The 18,552-nt window shown below is 42.1% G+C and carries 15 protein-coding genes; 9 read left to right on the top strand and 6 right to left on the bottom strand.

Features of this window, described 5'->3' with window-relative positions; translation table 11 throughout:
- Positions 1–47 precede the first annotated feature (47 nt).
- Positions 48–455, top strand: coding sequence for a hypothetical protein (locus FTT92_RS14115; protein ID WP_111884191.1), 408 nt, complete (start codon positions 48–50; stop codon positions 453–455).
- A 43-nt stretch (positions 456–498) separates the two neighbouring features.
- On the opposite strand, the gene FTT92_RS14110 is transcribed toward FTT92_RS14115, so the two are convergent.
- Together FTT92_RS14110 and FTT92_RS14105 are read right to left on the bottom strand one after the other, a co-directional pair.
- A complete protein-coding gene (locus FTT92_RS14110; RefSeq protein ID WP_180172403.1) occupies positions 499–801 on the bottom strand; it encodes a hypothetical protein in 303 nt (100 codons plus the stop codon).
- A gap of 342 nt (positions 802–1,143) precedes the next feature.
- Positions 1,144–2,967 carry an acyl-CoA dehydrogenase C-terminal domain-containing protein gene (locus tag FTT92_RS14105; protein WP_180106889.1) on the bottom strand — a complete coding sequence of 608 codons (1,824 nt, stop codon included), beginning with the start codon at positions 2,965–2,967 and terminating at the stop codon, positions 1,144–1,146.
- A 230-nt stretch (positions 2,968–3,197) separates the two neighbouring features.
- Between FTT92_RS14105 and FTT92_RS14100 the strand changes: the two genes are divergently transcribed.
- Positions 3,198–5,708 (top strand): hypothetical protein, encoded by a 2,511-nt coding sequence (locus FTT92_RS14100; protein WP_180172402.1) that lies wholly within the window; start codon positions 3,198–3,200, stop codon positions 5,706–5,708.
- Between the two features lie 86 nt (positions 5,709–5,794).
- On the opposite strand, the gene aroE is transcribed toward FTT92_RS14100, so the two are convergent.
- The 3 genes from aroE to hemF form a co-directional block, all read right to left on the bottom strand.
- A complete protein-coding gene (gene aroE, locus FTT92_RS14095) occupies positions 5,795–6,583 on the bottom strand; it encodes a shikimate dehydrogenase (protein WP_180172401.1) in 789 nt (262 codons plus the stop codon).
- A gap of 102 nt (positions 6,584–6,685) precedes the next feature.
- Positions 6,686–6,907, bottom strand: coding sequence for a hypothetical protein (locus FTT92_RS14090; protein WP_078189308.1), 222 nt, complete (start codon positions 6,905–6,907; stop codon positions 6,686–6,688).
- A 231-nt stretch (positions 6,908–7,138) separates the two neighbouring features.
- Positions 7,139–8,080, bottom strand: coding sequence for an oxygen-dependent coproporphyrinogen oxidase (gene hemF, locus FTT92_RS14085; RefSeq protein ID WP_180003423.1), 942 nt, complete (start codon positions 8,078–8,080; stop codon positions 7,139–7,141).
- 277 nt (positions 8,081–8,357) lie between these two features.
- On the opposite strand from hemF, the gene hemN reads away from it, so the two are divergent.
- The gene (gene hemN, locus FTT92_RS14080; protein ID WP_180172400.1) at positions 8,358–9,731 is read left to right on the top strand and encodes an oxygen-independent coproporphyrinogen III oxidase; all 1,374 of its coding nucleotides are present in this window, start codon (positions 8,358–8,360) and stop codon (positions 9,729–9,731) included.
- A 94-nt stretch (positions 9,732–9,825) separates the two neighbouring features.
- Here hemN and ribA read toward each other — a convergent pair whose 3' ends face one another.
- Entirely contained in the window at positions 9,826–10,428 is a 603-nt protein-coding gene (gene ribA / locus FTT92_RS14075; protein ID WP_168379100.1) for a GTP cyclohydrolase II, read from the bottom strand.
- A gap of 311 nt (positions 10,429–10,739) precedes the next feature.
- On the opposite strand from ribA, the gene dxs reads away from it, so the two are divergent.
- The 6 genes from dxs (at position 10,740) to FTT92_RS14045 (ending at position 18,543) form a co-directional block, all read left to right on the top strand.
- On the top strand, positions 10,740–12,650 hold the full coding sequence (gene dxs, locus FTT92_RS14070) for a 1-deoxy-D-xylulose-5-phosphate synthase (protein WP_180172399.1): 1,911 nt from the start codon (positions 10,740–10,742) through the stop codon (positions 12,648–12,650).
- Between the two features lie 112 nt (positions 12,651–12,762).
- A complete protein-coding gene (locus FTT92_RS14065; RefSeq protein ID WP_078189303.1) occupies positions 12,763–13,593 on the top strand; it encodes an inositol monophosphatase family protein in 831 nt (276 codons plus the stop codon).
- A gap of 456 nt (positions 13,594–14,049) precedes the next feature.
- Complete coding sequence (locus FTT92_RS14060; protein ID WP_078189302.1) at positions 14,050–15,861, top strand: DEAD/DEAH box helicase; 1,812 nt, start codon at positions 14,050–14,052, stop codon at positions 15,859–15,861.
- Positions 15,862–16,268: 407 nt separating this feature from the next.
- A complete protein-coding gene (locus FTT92_RS14055) occupies positions 16,269–17,087 on the top strand; it encodes an ABC transporter ATP-binding protein (protein ID WP_078192847.1) in 819 nt (272 codons plus the stop codon).
- Complete coding sequence (gene mlaE, locus FTT92_RS14050) at positions 17,084–17,863, top strand: lipid asymmetry maintenance ABC transporter permease subunit MlaE (protein WP_078189301.1); 780 nt, start codon at positions 17,084–17,086, stop codon at positions 17,861–17,863. The genes FTT92_RS14055 and mlaE overlap by 4 nt, the downstream gene beginning before the upstream one ends.
- Positions 17,863–18,543: an outer membrane lipid asymmetry maintenance protein MlaD gene (locus FTT92_RS14045; RefSeq protein ID WP_180024337.1), complete on the top strand. Its 681-nt coding sequence runs from the start codon at positions 17,863–17,865 to the stop codon at positions 18,541–18,543. Before mlaE ends, FTT92_RS14045 begins: the two co-directional genes overlap by 1 nt.
- The last annotated feature ends 9 nt before the right edge of the window (positions 18,544–18,552 follow it).

Genomic DNA, 18,552 nt, shown 5'->3' with positions numbered 1-18,552 from the left:
TATTCAGTTGATAATTGAATTTACATGGCATAAAGGAACTTCAGAAAATGAAATATATTTTAACTGCGACGTTATTAACTATAGCTTTGGTGGGTTGCACCGATAAAAAAGCACCATCAGAACAAAATGTTGCAACAGAGGCAACGGCCACAACTGCACAAACAAACGATGTTGCAGTAGCTCAAGATGAGCAAGTGATTCACTTTACAGGGCCACAAGATCTAAGCCTTGAGTTAAAAACCAAAGATAATTTTGAAACCGCACAATTGACTGATAATTCTGATCGTGTGTATGAATTGAAACGAGGAGTTTCAGGAAGTGGTGTACGACTTGCCAACGACCAAGGTGTTTCAATTCACTTTAAGAACTTTAATGGTGTGAATGAAGGCACAGTTGAGTTGGTAAAAGATAAACCCATAGAGATTAAAGAATTTATTGCTGATAAAGCAAAGTAAATATTAAAAAAAGACCGCATGAGCGGTCTTTTTTTAATTTAGCTTAACGATGTTTCGGTGGCATAGGCGGTAACTTATGATGCGGAACAGGCTTAGGTTGACTAGCTTTAAAAGCTACTGCTTTATGATTTTGTTTGGCAAATTTTGCATGAGCTTGTTGATGCTCTTTTTTCACCATGTGGGGCCCAGCAGATTTGTGATGTATTGCTTTAGGCGGTACAGGTTTTTTATCAAAGTGTGGAGCAGGTGGTGGATTTTTATGATCGAATGCAGGCGCTGCCATTGCAGATAGTGTCGCAGTTGTTGCAATTAGACCAATCATTAATGAAGACATCAATTTTTTCATGGTTACGCTCTTTATGAATCAATGAAGTCATCATAGGGGGAGGCTATGGAGAAGATATGAAGTTGTATGAGATACAAATATAAAGCTAAAATCATCGAGTGAACTTCACTTTAAGTATTTAATATTTATTAAATAAAATTATTTTTTGGCGATAAAGTACTCTATTTTTGTTGAGAAATACAACAATATTTCTCCATATAAAGTTCATCGTTATACATTGTTATTACCTCATGAAGAAATTAAGAATACTACTCGTAATTCTTATAGATCAAAATTAAAAGAGAAGACAAAAAAGACCGCCGAAGCGGTCTTTTTATAGAGTCATTTAACTCGGTTTAAAGCTTAGTAGTCAAAGCTAAAGTGTTCAGGTGCCAAAGAAGTCATGGTCTTCGATGGGTTGACCATTGCTTCAGCGTGACCTTGTGAGCGTGGTAATAGACGTTCAAAGTAGAAGTCTGCCACTTTGATTTTTGCTTTATAGAACTCAGGAACTTCTGCACCATTGCCTTCTGCTAATTTTTCAGAAGCTACGGCAGCTTGTTGTGCCCAGAAATAAGCCATCATCACGTAGCCAGAGAACATCAAGAAATCTACAGATGCAGAAGATACGATGTCACGGTCTTTACGTGCAGCAAGCATGATACGAACAGTTAATGCATTCCACTGTGCGCAAAGCTTCGTTAAGTCCCACGCAAAACGACGCATGTATTTGTTACGTGCATGTTGACCACAGAACTTCAAGATTTCTGCTGTGTAGTCACGAATCACTTTACCTTTAGAGGTCAACAGAACTTTACGACCAATCAAGTCTAGTGCTTGAACACCGGTTGTGCCTTCGTAGAGAGTAGAGATACGTGAGTCACGAACGATTTGTTCCATGCCCCATTCTTTAATATAACCATGACCACCGTATACTTGCATACCATGGTTTGCAGCTTCATAACCCATTTCGGTTAAGAAACCTTTGAGAATCGGTGTGTAGAAGCCTAAGTGGTCATCATGTGCTTCAAACGCTGCTGTATCACCGCGGGTTAAAGCATCAGTCATTTTGTCCGCAATTTGAGCTGCATAGTAAATCATTGAACGGCCGCCTTCAGCGATCGCTTTTTGAGTTAAAAGCATACGACGTACGTCTGCATGGTGAATAATCGCATCGGCTACTTTTTCAGGATCTTTTTTACCTGAAAGTGCACGCATAGACATACGTTCTTTCGCGTATGGAAGTGCGCCTTGGAATGCCAATTCAGCATGTGCAATACCTTGAATTGCTGTACCAATACGTGCAGTGTTCATGAAGGTGAACATTGCATGTAGGCCTTTGTGTTTTTCACCGATCAAGTAACCAATGGCATTGTCAAAATTCAGTACGGCTGTTGCTGAAGCACGGATCCCCATTTTGTGTTCAATCGAACCACACGTTACAGGATTGCGTTCGCCCACTGAACCGTCTGCTTTCACAAGGAATTTTGGAACGATGAACAATGAAATGCCTTTGGTGCCTGCAGGAGCATCTGGAAGACGAGCAAGTACGATATGCACGATGTTATCTGTTAAATCATGCTCACCCGCAGAGATGAAGATTTTTGTACCAGAAATTGAATAGCTACCGTCAGCTTGAGGTTCCGCTTTGGTTTTAACCTGACCTAAGTCGGTACCGCATTGAGGTTCAGTTAAGCACATGGTGCCTGACCAAGTTCCAGCAACAAGGTTCGGTAAATATTGGTTTTTTTGTTCTTCTGAACCAAATTGAAGAATGGTGTTGATACAACCTACGCTGAGACCTGGATACATTTGGAATGACCAGTTCGCTGTACCCATCATTTCAGATTTGATGAGATTCAACGACTGTGGCAAGTTTTGACCGCCAAATTCTTCAGGGAAAGACAGACCTTGCCAGCCACCCTGTACAAATTGGTCATAGGCTTCTTTAAACCCTTTTGGTGTTTTCACATCACCATTTTCAAAATGACAGCCTTCTTCATCACCCGTTTGGTTTAAAGGTGAAAGGATGTTTTCACAAAAATCCGCTGCACCTTCTAAAATCATGTCGACAGTATCTGCATCAGCAGCTTCACCATTAGACAAAGTTTTGTAGTGTGCTGGGTAATCGAGCACTTCATTCATTAAGAAACGAATATCGTGTAAAGGCGCTTTATATGCAGGCATAGTCTTAATCCTAATATCTAAATTTTTTTGGATTATCTGTATTGATGCTTTGATTATTCATAATTTCATCAAAAAAACATTGATGAATACGCCCTTAAAAAATGTCAGAAAGGCGAATTGTAATATTTAACCAACATGTGAAAAGTAAACTTCTGATAGACTGGATGTTGATCTTTTGATCATTTTTTTCTTTTAATAAATCATAAAGAACTTAGGTCTTTCGTACAATTATGCGATTAAAATATATAACACTTTGTTTACTGGGTTTGAGTATTACTGGGTGTGCTCAACATGTCATAAAAACCAATTCAACGGATCAGTCTCTCGGGCAACAAGCCACTCAAGGCTTAAACGCAATGTTTGAAAATGCCAGTTATGACATGAAAGGGCAATTTTCAATTCAGACAGATATTCAGTTCGATGAAAAAAAGCCTGAAACCAAGTCAAAACCTGCGATAAGCACACAGCCAGAGCTGGATCCTAAACTTAAAAAACAACTGGATCAGTTGATTAAAACCCAAAATATTCCATTTAGCCAAAAAGAAAAGAAACAGCTCTATCAAGCCATTGCCAATGAATCAATCCCACCATCAGCGCGCTATAGCGAAGAAGAGGATGGCGTTTCTCCGCAATCTAAAATTGCTCAATCACTGCTGAATGTGTTGAATGATTTACAGTTTAGCTATAGCGGTTCAGTACATTTTAGAGAAAAACTTGCTGCCTTAACCTTGCAATTGAGTTATCAAAAACCGACCTTGCAGGTCAATGCACAGTTGCCGATGATCATTGATTTTAATCAACATAAATTTTATACAAACTACTTTGCGTTCATGCCGTTTATGGTAAATCGTGAAAGCCAAAGCAGCTTGGCTTATGTGGATTTTTCAAAACATAAAGATACGATTGCTCAGTACGATTTGAAAAAATTTGCTGACTATTTAAAACAAATGAATGCTTTGCCTTATGTCTTGGCAGAGCCGAATCAAGTGCAAAATATTGCTTTAACACGTGATGAAAAAAATGCAGGGCTGACTAAAAAAATCCGCTATGTGGGTGATCTCGATGCGCTATACACCCAGCTTGAACTTTTCGATTTTGTGAATGCCAACTATTACACCACGCAAATCAAAGGTCAGCGTAATAGTGACGCCGAGCAAGATGAATCTGTGGACGCTGCTGTGCCTCACAGTGCTTCCGAAGAGGCGATGGCTGCGGCTGAAGCGGCGGGAGGGACTGCAGTAGCGGCAGCAGTTGAGGATGAAGACTTTGATGCGGCTTATGCATCTGTAGAACGTGTGAATGAGCTGCTCAATGCGAAAATGCATGGCCTGATGTATCACCAACACGAAACGGAAGACGAACAAACGTCTTCTGCCGCTGAATCTGCTGAAGAGGCGATTGATACTGCAAGTGCATATGCGGAGGCAACCGCGGGTGATGACGAAGAAGCCTATAGTTCGGATACTGAAGTAACCGAAGTTTATGCGGCTTCCGAAGAAGATGATGAAACAGCGAACTTATCTGAGGAAGTCTGTCAGGCCTTGATGAACACCAAACAGGTGCCGATTGGTAAAGTCACACTGTGTCAGGATTATCAAGATGTTCGGGTGATACCGCTGCAAGAAGATTCTGTACCATCGGCCTCTGCTGCGGACGCATCCAATACAGATTCTGAGATTGCGGACGCTGTTGAGCAGTTAAAGCCGGTATTCCAGCAATATCAAAGTGAACAACTTATCGATGTAAAACAATTTCAGCAATTATGGCAAAAGCATCAAGCTGAAATTGCGCAGGTGCTGAATGCACAGGATAAATCATCTTCGAATGTTGTGATGGATGTAGGCTTAGATCACAAAGGCCGCGTCCAAGTAATGGACTATCAATTGGCCTTTAATGAGCCACGTTTAGGTCAATTAAAGCTGAAAAGTAGCAACCAAATCTTGAATTATGGCAATGCGACTAAAATTGATCGTCAAGCTATGAAACAGGCAAAATCCATTGAGGAAGTCAGTAAAGATTCACTCTTTGAAAATATGTTGAAAGGTCTGCTTGCACCAATCACGGGAAATGATCCTCTGCTTGTTGAAGCAGAAACTGCATCGGTCGATGATGTCCGTGCTGCAAATGAAGAAATCGAACTTCCTGAATATCTCAGTACTGTGGCTTTGCAAAGTTATAAGCGCCATCAATCTGAAGTGAAAGCCTATCAAGCGGCATTTGTCGTGGCATTTGCTAACTATCGTGCTCAGTATGTGCGTTATTACTCGGCCAATGATTTGAATGAAATTGCGGAAGTCTATGCGTATCGATTTGTTGATGGCTTAAAAGAGCCAACAGGCAATGCGCTGAAACGTTTAAATCAATTACGTGATAAGCATGCTTTGCATCGCTATCAAGACTTTGATGACTTAGGTTCTTCAGTCAATCATTATGTGCAGTCGGGGATTGGTGAGTACAAAGCTCAGGTTGAATGGAAGCAGTTGCAAAAAACCTATAAGACTGATCAGGCGATTTTTGCACATTTATATCAACAAAACTTTTTAGCTAGCTATGAACTGGAAGGAACTGAAAAAGCGCATTTGGTGAAAGCATCAAAAATCTATGCACAAGCCTTTGCTGATGATATCAAAGGAAAATTATCAGAAGCGTCATTGCAAGGCCTAGCAGCAGAACACGAAGAGTTGTTCAGCCAATCGGCTTATTATGAGACTTATAAGGCGATACAAAAACACAAGAACTAAGTTGGATCAAAAAAAGAACCTCAATTGAGGTTCTTTTTTTAGGTGTTTAGCCTGCTCAGAAAGTGAATTGAGCAAATCATTTTGAATTATAGAAAGTCTTTTAGATCAGGTTTAATGCCATTCCAAATGGAAAAAGATTCGATTGCTTGACCAACCAACATGCCAAAACCTTCTGAGGTTGGAACATGGCGTGCTTTGGCTTGATCCAAAAATATCGATGGTTTGCCATAGGCCATTTCATAGGCGTGGGTGAATTGTAAAGCTTCAGGTAAAATTAGCGGATCACCCGTTAAGCTGGCCGATGTGGCATTAATCACCAGATCAAATTGACCTGCTAATTCGGTGAGGGCAATGGCTGCAAGTTCGGCATTCGGTACGGCAGTTTTTAAGTCAGCGACCAATTGTTCAGCACGCGCTAAAGTACGGTTGGCAATCACGATTTTTTTGGCCCCAGCTTGTACCAGTGGATAAATCACGCCACGTGTCGCACCACCTGCACCAATAATTAAAATATCGCTCTGTTCTAAATTCCAATCTAAGGCACGGATGGCATCGACCAGGCCTTGTCCATCGGTATTATCGCCATGGAGTGTGCCATCTTGCATCCATAATGTATTGACCGCACCTGCAATTTTGGCACGTTCAGTAAGGACGGCACATTGTGCATAGGCTTGTTCTTTAAATGGAACAGTGACATTCATACCGATGCCACCTTCGGCAAAGAAGGATTCGACACTGTGCTGAAAACCATCGAGTGGCGCAAGTCGTTTGCTGTACTGAATGTCGAGGCCTGTTTTTTCAGCGAAGGCATGATGAAGTTCAGGTGAGCGTGATTGTTCAATCGGGTTGCCAATCACGGCAAATTGTTTGCTCATTGCACAGCGTCCATGTAGATGTGAAAGAGCAGACAATATACGCCAAAACCGAAGATGGCTAAAGTTCGGGCAGTCTTAAAATCGTGAAATAAAGGAGGAAAATTAAGGATTACAAATATCTAAGACGCTTTGAATCAAGATGCTGGCAGCACTGATGACTAAACCAATCAAGGCAACCACCATGAAGCCAATAGCCAAATTGTCATTCAAAGACGTTTCGGAAAAAATATTAGTACTGATAGCGCTGATCAGCACAACAGCAAAGCTCCAAAACACCAAGGCAGTAAGACTGACTGCTTTTTTATTGAGTGTTTGATGTGTCATATGCGTTGTACTCCGTACAAGAAAGTTACAGCCATGAGTTTATTGACACATTGTGCAATGACATAGCGTAAAGCTGTTTAAAAGATGTGTCATTGTTGAGCAATATGATTACAAAGTAAATGCTTAAAAAATTTATTTATGCATCAAGATATTACCTAGAAATATAAATACTTTAATTAAAAGGCAATGAAAAGCCCCTGATGGACAGAGGCAAATACATGTCTATCTATTTTATTTCAATATATTAAGCCAATCATGCGGTTTTAAATAAAAGTCGGTGAGCTTTTTCTCTGGAGAATTTTCTTCCCATTCAGGACGATATGACCAGCCCGCCAAAGGTGGCATACTTACTAAAATGGATTCAATACGCCCACCAGTTTGTAAACCAAATAAGGTGCCACGGTCATACACTAGGTTATATTCAACGTAACGACCACGACGGTAAAGTTGGAAGTCTCGTTGTGCTTCGGTATAGGCTTTGTCTTGGTTTCTTTGGAAGATTGGTAAAATCGCCTCTAAATAACCATTACCCACGGCCTGCATATATTTGAAACAGGTTTCAAAGTCCCATTGGTTGAGATCATCAAAGAATAAACCGCCCACACCACGTTGTTCATCACGGTGTTTTAGATAGAAATAGTCATCACACCATTTTTTATGTTCATCATAGAGTGTATCGCTAAATGGGGCACAAAGATCATGGGCAGTTTGATGCCAAGACAAGACATCTTCATCATTTGGATAAAATGGAGTGAGGTCAAAACCACCGCCAAACCACCAAATCGGATCTTGGCCTTCTTTTTCCGCGACAAATAAACGCACATTGGCATGTGAGGTTGGGACGTTGGGGTTTTTCGGGTGAATTACCAATGACACGCCCATGGCTTGCGCTTTTGCACCCGCAATAGCGGGATGGCGTTCAGTCGCAGAGGCCGGTAATTTTGAAATGTTAATGTGCGAGAACATCACGCCGCCTTTTTCAATCACCGTTCCATTTTGAAGAACACGTGAGCGACCACCACCACCTTCAGGGCGTTCCCAGTCATCGATCGCAAATTCGGCACTTCCGCCACCAGCACGTTCTTGCTGTTCCAATGCGGCACAAATCTGTGCCTGTAAATCGCGAAGGAATTCATCTACACGTTGTATATCGGCTGAAGTTGGATTCTGCATGGTGACCTTTATTAAAATAATTTAAAGATAAGTGTCATCAAAGCATAAATTAGGTGAAAACTTAAGGCATTTTTCCCGATACTCAGCATCGGATCTTTGCTTTAAATCTAGATATCTAGTGATTAAACCAAAAGATCATGCAAAGTTAGCAGCAATTGCTCAGACTGAAATTGGGACTATTCCGACAAATTTGCTAGGTTGAATTCACATCTGAAGCTCAGCACAATAATCATCAGGTAGATTTAAATTGAATCTCATTGATTGAAATGGTGCATCGATGTCTCAGCAGGCGAGTTCTTTAATTCAAAAATACAATGTACCGGGTCCACGCTATACCAGTTATCCAACCGTGCCGTATTGGGAGGAAGCTGAATTTTCATTGCAACAGTGGAAACAGGGATTGAAGCGTTCATTTGATGAGACTAATCACAGCGAAGGCATCAGTCTGTACATCCATCTACCATTTTGTGAAAGCTTATGTACGTTTTGTGGTTGCCATAAAAAAGTCACAAAAAAACATGAGATGGAGCTGCCTTATATTCAGTCGGTGCTGAAAGAATGGGACTTATATTGTCAGCTCTTGGTCGATCGACCGATGATTAAAGAAATTCATTTGGGCGGGGGAACGCCTACTTTCTTTTCTCCTGAGCATCTCACCCAGTTGATTCAAGGCATTCTAGTGCATGCTGATATTGCCGATACACATGAATTTAGCTTTGAAGGGCATCCGAACAATACCACACGTGAGCATTTACAAGCTTTGTATGATGTTGGTTTTCGACGCGTAAGTTATGGAGTGCAGGATTATAATGAGAAGGTGCAAAAAGCCATCCACCGTATTCAGCCCTTTGCGCATGTTGAACAAGTGACACAGTGGGCACGTGATATTGGCTATACCTCTATTTCGCATGACTTGGTTTTTGGTTTGCCATTTCAGGATTTAAACGACGTGTTGCATACCATTGAACAGACCAATCGTTTGATGCCAGATCGCCTAGCCTTTTATAGCTATGCACATGTGCCGTGGATTAAGGGAAATGGTCAGCGTGGGTTTAAAGATGCCGATGTCCCGAAAGATGATTTAAAGCGTCAATACTATGAAGAAGGTAAAAAACAGCTACTGGCGCAAGGCTATCATGAAATTGGAATGGATCATTTTGCATTAACCCAAGATCCAATGTATCAAGCTTTTCAGCAGGGCAGTTTGCACCGAAATTTTATGGGCTATACCGCATCGAAAACCCAAGTAATGATTGGACTCGGCTTATCCTCGATCAGTGATAGTTGGTACAGCTTTGCACAAAATGAAAAGAAAATTGAAGACTATTATGCACGTTTAGAAGCAAATGAAATTCCAGTCTATCGGGGGCATGTGCTGACAGATGAGGACTTAATCATTCGTAAACATATTCTCAATTTGATGTGTACCTTCCAAACCTCTTGGGCAGGTCCAGAAATGCAATTTCCTGAGCTTGATGACGTATTAGCGCAATTGGCTGAAATGCAAGAAGATGGCTTGCTCGAGATTTTTGATCAGCACATTCAGGTGAGTGATGCAGGCAAGCCTTTTGTCCGTAATATCTGCATGGCTTTTGATTTACGATTAAAACGACGTGTCCCTGAAAATCGTATTTTTTCGATGACGATTTGAATCTCCCTTAACCCCTCTTTAATAAAGAGGGGGAAGCCTCCCTTTTGTAAAGGGAGGTTTGGAGGGATTAATTTATGGAGAATTTAAAGGATTTTTAAAAATCGTCCTTTTGATACATATGCGACATACGATCATGTTTGGTTTTTAAATATTGTTCGTTAAAGGGATTTAAACCCACAGTCAGCGGAACACGATCAACGACATTCACGCCTTGCTCTTGGAGCGCTTCAATTTTTAATGGGTTATTGGTAATGAGACGCACAGCCGTAATGTTGAGATGATTCAACATGATAGGGCACATATCATAACGACGTGCATCGGCAGGAAGATCCAATAATAAATTGGCATCCACTGTGTCATGGCCTTGGTCTTGTAGGGCGTAAGCACGAATTTTATTGGTTAAACCAATACCGCGACCTTCTTGACGTAAATATAAAATCACCCCTTGACCCGCTTCATTAATTAATTTTTGGGTGGCTTGAAGTTGTGGGCCGCAGTCACATTTGAGTGAAGCGAAGGCATCACCGGTCAGGCATTCGGAGTGGATACGTACTAAAACAGGTTCAGTGGGAGCTTGTTCTAGTCCTTTAGAGAGTGCGACATGTTCTTCACCGGTTTCAGGATCCTGAAAAACCGTAATATTGAATTCACCAAAAGCGGTCGGTAATCTTGACGTTGCGACAAATTCTATAGGCACTGCTTAACCCGTTTATTCGATTATAAATTGGCTAAAGTATAGCGTAATGCTTGGACATTGGTAGAATTGCAACGACGAATTTATGCAGAACATTTTCTTTTTTGTATAAAGCGAACGATAATAGTTGATAAATAGGAAGATTATTCAGGATAATCTGACTCATTCAAAATCTCCCCAACGAGATCATTGCTAAAAATTACATCGCTACAAGTTTGGCTGATTGTAAGGTGATACAATTCGACGATATGATCGAGTTACCCATTTAGACCGAGCTTAGGAATTTGCCAGGCTTTAGAAGGCTTTGCCACATTATGCTGTATAAAGAAATACCATTTCAACGCCCTGTAACACCGTTGCTGGATACGATTAACCATCCTCAACAACTTCGTTTACTCGAGCGCAGCCAATTAGAGCAAGTGGCGGATGAGTTACGTCAATTTATTTTGTATGCGGCCGGACAAAGTGGTGGGCATTTTGGTGCCAATCTTGGGGTGATCGAATTAACCGTGGCATTGCATTACTGTTTTGATACGCCACGTGATCGTCTGATTTGGGATGTGGGTCATCAAGCCTATCCGCATAAAGCCTTAACTGGTCGTCGTGAACAATTAGTGACGATTCGTGCTAAAGATGGTTTGGCTGCGTTTCCTGCCCGTGAAGAATCTGAATTTGACACCTTTGGCGTAGGCCATTCATCAACGGCGATTTCTGCTGGTCTTGGGATGTCATTGGCACGTCGCTTCAAGCAAGATCCCTGTCATGTGGTTGCAATCGTGGGTGATGGCGCGATGACAGCAGGTATGGCTTTTGAAGCCATGAATGATGCAGTGGCACACAATGCTGACCTCATGGTGGTATTGAACGACAACGATATGTCGATTTCATGCAGTACTGGTGGTTTTGCCAAGCATTTGGCTGCGATTTGGGAAAGTGGTCAATCGGTTAATATTTCTGAAAATGGCGAAGCCTATATTCAACCGCATCCTGAATGGGCGTATAACTCACGCCTACATTGTGCTGCGACCGATGCTGCAGACAACCTATTTAAAGCCATTGGCTTTGACTACTTTGGTCCTTTTGATGGGCACGATGTTGAACAATTGACACATGTGTTTGAAGCCTTAAAAAAACGCAAAGGCCCACGTTTAGTGCATGTCTATACCAAAAAAGGTAAAGGCTTTGCACCTGCCGAAGCAGATCAAATTAAATACCATGCCATCAGTAAACTGAATGCACCTGCTGCTGTGGCAACTGCACCGAAATATTCAGATGTTTTTGGTCAGTGGTTATGTGATGAAGCTGCACAGGATGATCGTTTATTAGCGATTACTCCTGCGATGTGTGAAGGCTCAGGCATGGTGCAATTTGCAAAGCAGTTCCCTGAGCGTTTTTTTGATGTTGCTATTGCAGAACAACATGCGGTGACTTTGGCTGCGGGTATGGCCTGTGAAGGGGTAAAACCCGTTGTTGCAATCTATTCAACCTTCTTACAACGTGGTTATGATCAACTGATTCATGACGTCGCTTTGCAAAATCTCGATGTGACATTTGGTATCGACCGTGCAGGTTTGGTTGGTGAAGATGGCCCAACGCATGCCGGTGCTTATGATTATGCCTTTATACGTACCGTGCCGAACATGGTGATCATGGCACCGAAAGACGAAAATGAATGTCGTCAAATGTTACATACGGCTTATTTGTATAAAGGCCCAGCGGCAGTACGTTACCCACGAGGTAATGGACTAGGTGTCGAGATTAAGCAAGAGATGATCGAGCTTGAAATTGGCCGTGGTGAAGTTCTTGCAAACTTCAATGATCAGCAAGATGCAACAATTTCGATTTTAGCATTTGGTAGCCGTGTTCAGGCAGCGGTTGAGGCGGCTGAAGTATTGGCTGAAAAACTGGATGTTGCAGTTCGTGTGCTAAATATGCGTTTTGTAAAACCATTAGATACACAGTTGATCGATCAAATCGCGGCAAGCACGCAACTATTTGTGACAGTTGAAGAGCATGCAGTGATGGCGGGTGCGGGTAGTGCGGTAAATGAATATTTAGCGCAGGCTAGTATTGTTAAACCGATGCTGAATTTAGGTTTGTCAGATGAATTTATGCATCAGGCGACACATGCTCAAATGCTACAACAAGCTGGACTAGATGCTGAAGGCATTATCACTTCTGTGACACAAAGCTGGATAAAACATAAGTCAACTGTAGTTTGCTGAATTTCTAATTTTTAGAAACATTTTTTCCCTAAAAGCCCTTATATTTGATAAGATACAAGGGCTTTTATGCATTATTCTTTATCAGTATCTTCAAATTTGTAGTGGGTGTTCAATGGAACCTATGGTGGTTATGGCTGCGCGTGCGGCTCAATTAGTTGGTCAAGAGCTTTTAAAAGCGCATCAAAATCGTCATAAACTCGATCTACAAGTCGAAGAAAAAGGAATTGATGGTCCAGTAACGCGTGTAGACCGTTATTTGGAACAATTGACTATCGATACCCTACGTAAAAGCTATAAAAATCACAGTTTCCTAGGCGAAGAGTTTGGTCTTCAAGAAGGTAAAGGTCATGACGCTGATTGGTGTTGGATCATCGACCCACTTGATGGCACATTAAACTTTGTCAATGGTGTTCCACATTTCTGCATCTCTATCGCAGTTCAACATAAAGGTGTAACTCAGCACGGTGTTATTTATGACCCTGTGAAAGATGAGTTGTTCTCTGCAAGCCGTGGTCGCGGTGCGATGATGAACCAACGCCGTATTCGTGTAAATGTAAAAGACAGCTTAGAAAACACTTTCCTTTCAGTGGGTCATGCGTATCGTAAAATTCGTAATGGCGAAGTGGTTTCTTATGCGAAAAACCATTTCAACTCATTGTTAAATGTGACTGAAGCCGGTGCTCAATACCGTCGTTCAGGTTCTGCTGCTCTTGATCTAGCATATGTTGCTGCAGGTCGTTTCGATGGTTATTTCGAACTTGGTTTGAAACCATGGGACATCGCTGCGGGTGAACTTATTGTAAAAGAAGCGGGTGGTACTGTGGTTGATGCTCGTGGTGGTAACGACTCAATGGACAATGGTCAAGTACTTGCATGTTCTATGAAAATGCTTAAACCACTTATGCAAGCTGTTGTTCCAGCTTGGGGTGAAGCTGCTAAATAATAGAACGCTTAGTTCGAGTTTATTGACAGAATAATGAAATAAAGCCCTCTTTATGAGGGCTTTATTTTGTCTAATTGGTCAAAAATAAAGGCTTAAACACCTACAAGTTAAAGCTACTTACAAAAAACATTCTGAAGTTGACTAAAACAGGTGACATTTAAAAACTTTCTGCTATAATCGCCGCACGCACTAAATTTCGTTCATTACCTGAACATTCTCTTCTATCATTGTGTATGCGCGTTCCGGTCCAAAGAGAGGACGATATTTCGCGCCCCACCCAATCGCTAAGCGATTCCTTCAGGTTGCGGCTGTAATCATGTGTGCGTTATACACATCGTCGTTCTCGGATCGCCGCTGATTCTATATTTTCAGCGTCTTTTGCTGTGCCGCTTTTTGCCGATGTCCATCTGAATTTATATTTTTAATGGAGCACCCATTTTTGGGGTGAAATACTCTATGAGCAAAACTTTTGCTGATTTTCCTTTACATGAGTCGTTACAACTAGCATTACAAGGTCTAGGTTTTACTACTCCGACTCCAGTGCAAGAACAATCAATTCCAGCTGCATTAGAAGGTAAAGACCTTCTTGTATCAAGCCAAACTGGTTCTGGTAAAACTGCTGCATTCTTACTCCCAACTGTGAATGCTTTGGCTGGTCAAGACACTTTGATGTCTTTCAAAGAGCGCATGAAAGCGGTAACTGCACCGTCTATTCTTGTACTTTGCCCTACACGTGAATTGGCTCAACAGGTGAGCCAAGACGCAATTGCTTTAGTACGTCATATGAAAGGTGTTCGTATTGCTGCAATTATGGGTGGTATGCCTTTCGGTAAACAAATTCAACAGCTTAAAGGTGCACAAGTTGTCGTAGCGACTCCAGGTCGTTTACTTGACTTGGTTAACCGTCGTCAAATTAAACTAGACAACGTTGATGCGTTAATCGTTGACGAAGCTGACCGTATGCTTGACTTAGGTTTCTCTGAAGACCTAGAAGCGATCAGCGACTTGGCTGCTAACCGTAAACAAACATTAATGTTCTCTGCAACATTTGCGCCGCGTATCATTACACTTGCAGAACGCATGATGAATGATCCACAGCGTATTGCGATTGAAACTGGTCACTCTACAAATACTGACATTACTCAGACTCTTCACTGGACTGACGGTTTCGAACACAAGAAAAAACTTTTGACTCACTGGTTATCTGATGAGTCTGTAGATCAAGCAGTTGTATTCGCATCTACCCAAGAAGATACAGATATGTTGGCTGAAGAACTTGCAGAAGCAGGTCACTCAGTTGTCGCTCTTCACGGTGCAATGCCACAAACTGTACGTAACCGTCGTTTACGTAGCATTCGTGAAGGTCGTGCAAAAATCTTAGTTGCGACTGACGTTGCTGCACGTGGTCTAGACGTACCAACTATTTCTCACGTAATTAACTTCGGTCTTCCAATGAAGAACGAAGACTATGTACACCGTATTGGTCGTACAGGTCGTGCGGGCCGTACTGGTAACGCGATTACTTTAGCGACTTACCGTGAACGCGGTAAAATTCGTGCTTTAGAAGACTTCTTAGATGCACGTTTAAATGTATCTGAAATTGAAGGTCTTGAGCCATCTCCACCTCCTGCACGTGGTAGCCGTGATGGCGGTCGTGGTCGTCGTGATGGCGGTCGCGGTGGTCGTGGTGGTTTCGGTGGCGGTCGTCGTTTTGAAGGTGAATCAAACTTCAAACGTCGTGAAGGCAACCGTGATGGCGAACGTCGTTCATTCGGTGGCGAAGATCGTCCACGTCGCGAATATAACAACGATCGTCCACGTCGTGAAGGTGGTTTCGAAGATCGTCCACGTCGCGAATTTAACAATGATCGTCCACGTCGTGAAGGCGGTTTCGAAGATCGTCCACGTCGCGAATTTAACAACGATCGTCCACGTCGTGAAGGCGGTTTTGAAGATCGTCCACGTCGCGAATTTAACAGCGATCGTCCACGTCGTGAAGGTGGTTTTGACCGTCGTTCTAACGATGACAACCGTGGTAACCGTGTAGACTACAAACCAGCTCGTGAAGGTTATGGCGATCGTCCAAAACGTTCATTTGGTGAAGATCGTCCACGTCGTGAATTCAACGGTGACCGTCCTCAACGTTCATTTGGTGAAGATCGTCCAAAACGTTTCGGCGATGACCGTCCAAAACGTTTCGGTGATGATAAACCACGTGGCGAACGCACTTTCGGTGAAGACCGTCCACGTCGTAAATTCAATGACTAATTGAATTTCGAAAGAAATATCGAAAAAACCGGTGGAAACACCGGTTTTTTTTATGGATTTAAATTAGCTTTTTAATCAGAAAAATGTATACTTGATCAAACTTTATGTGTTTAATGATAATTAATATGAACGGAAACGCGTTGGCAAATATGCGTACAGTGATGATCGAGGTACTTATGCCGTATATCGGTTTGACACTCTTATTGTGTAATATCGTTTACTATATATACAATTATTTTAACTAAATTCTTCTATTGGGTTGAAAACACCCTCTATAAAATCGCATTAATAATAAAAAACAATTTACCTGATGGAATGCAGGGATATGCGCTCATGCAATGGTAACATTTTAAACTTCAATCCTTTATAGTATGCATGCTGAAAAAAATGCAGGAAAATCCTCAGCTATGAATAATCAAACGTCTTCTCAGACTCAGGCACTGATCGAAGTGAAAAACCTGAGTTTTAAGCGAGGAGAGCGCGTCATTTATGACAATGTCAGTTTAAAAATTCGTCGTGGTCAGATCACTGCAATTATGGGTCCATCTGGTACAGGTAAAACGACTTTACTCCGTTTAATTGGTGGTCAATTGACTCCCGATAATGGCGAGGTGTTGCTTGATGGGCAAAACATTGCACAAATGTCACGTCAGGAGCTCTTCACTGCGCGTGCACGTATGGGGATGTTGTTTCAGAGCGGCGCATTATTTACGGATATGTCGGTATACGAAAACGTAGCCTTTCCAATTCGTGCGCATACCAAGTTGCCAGAGCATTTGATTGCTGAAATTGTGGCGTTGAAATTAGAGTCTGTTGGTTTACGTGGTGCAGAACAAATGATGCCCTCTGAACTTTCAGGTGGTATGAATCGTCGTGTGGCTTTGGCTCGTGCAATTGCACTGGATCCTGAGTTAATCATGTATGACGAACCCTTTGCAGGGCAAGACCCGATTGTGATGGGGGTTTTAACTCGCTTGATTCGTTCGCTACGTGAAGCTTTAGATTTAACCACGATTATTGTCTCGCATGACGTGGCTGAAACATTATCAATTGCAGATTACATCTATGTGGTGGCTGAAGGGAAAGTGCAGGGCGAGGGAACACCTGAGCAGTTAAAAGCACATGCCTCGCCGTTTGTGAAGCAGTTCTTGACGGGTTCGGTAGAAGGTCCGGTCGATTATCAATTCAGTCATCAGCCCTATTTAAATCATGAGGTTCGTTCATGAATGCTATTGCCGCATTAGGTAGACGCGTCATTGAACGTGTTCGAGGAATCGGCGTAGCAACCATTATGTTGCTGCAGATTCTTTTTTCCATGCCGACTTTACTTGGCGTGAAATTGTTTATTTATCAGATGTACCGTGTTGGTGTGCTTTCATTACTGATTATTGTGGTATCTGGCTTATTTATTGGCTCGGTACTGGGTTTGCAGATGTATAGCATTCTGTCGACTTTCGGTAGTGAAGCGATGCTCGGCACCGCCGTTGCACTGACGTTACTGCGTGAACTTGCACCTGTGGTTGCGGCTTTACTCTTTGCAGGTCGTGCAGGCTCTGCTTTGACGGCTGAAATTGGTTTGATGAAAGCCACTGAGCAGTTGTCGAGTATGGAAATGATCGGGGTCGATCCATTAAAACGAGTGATCTCGCCTCGACTTTGGGCCGGTATTTTTAGCTTACCAATGTTGTCGGTGATTTTCGCTGCGGTCGGCATCATGGGCGGTAAATTGGTGGGTGTTGATTTTCTGGGTGCAGATGAAGGCTCTTATTGGAGTGGCATCGAGAACAGTGTGCAATTCTTTAAAGACGTCTTTAATGGCACCATCATCAAAAGTTTTGTTTTTGCATTAATTTGTACTTGGATTGCGGTCTATCAGGGTTATGCCTGTGTCCCAACTTCAGAAGGTATTGCAACGTCGACCACACGTACTGTCGTGTATTCTTCGTTGTGTGTTTTAGGTTCAGATTTCGTGTTGACTGCGGTCATGTTCGGAGGTATTTAATGAAATCACGTACGAGTGAACTGGCCGTCGGTTTTTTTGTCATTCTGTTTGCTATCGCTATTTTCTTCTTGGCGATGCGTGTGAGTGGTTTGGTCGGCAATAACATCGAAGACAGTTATGAATTGACCGCGACATTTGAAAATGTAAACGGGATTAAACCCCGTGCCAAAGTTACCTTAAGCGGTGTTAAAGTTGGTCAAGTGGAATCGTTGAAACTCGATCCTGTGACGCGTTTAGTGACAGCACATCTCATTATGGATGGCTCATTAACTTCTTACAATGCAGAACAATTAAAAGAAGTGCAAAAGAATGCACTCGAAGAACTGCGTTACACATCAGATTATGAAGCAGCAACACCTGCGAAACAAAAAGAAATGGAACAGCAACTGATTGCTAACATGAAATCCATCACCAATATCGATGAAGATGCTTACATTATGGTCGCAACCAATGGTTTATTGGGCGAGAAATATTTGAAAATTGTACCGGGTGGTGGTGTCAACTTCTTAAAACGTGGTGACCAAATTGGTAATACCCAAGGTACGATGGAAATCGAAGATTTGGTGTCTAAATTTGTGACCGGTGGTGCAGGGAACAAATCTGACAACACAGCAGATGCTGAACAAAAAACAGAAGCTGCTGACACAACAACGGCAGAAGAGCCTGCATTTGTTGAATAATTTTTAGGA

It is taken from the genome of Acinetobacter sp. YH12023 (genome assembly GCF_013420135.1).
Lineage (GTDB): Bacteria > Pseudomonadota > Gammaproteobacteria > Pseudomonadales > Moraxellaceae > Acinetobacter > Acinetobacter amyesii.
This window is presented reverse-complemented; position numbering and strand designations above follow the sequence as displayed.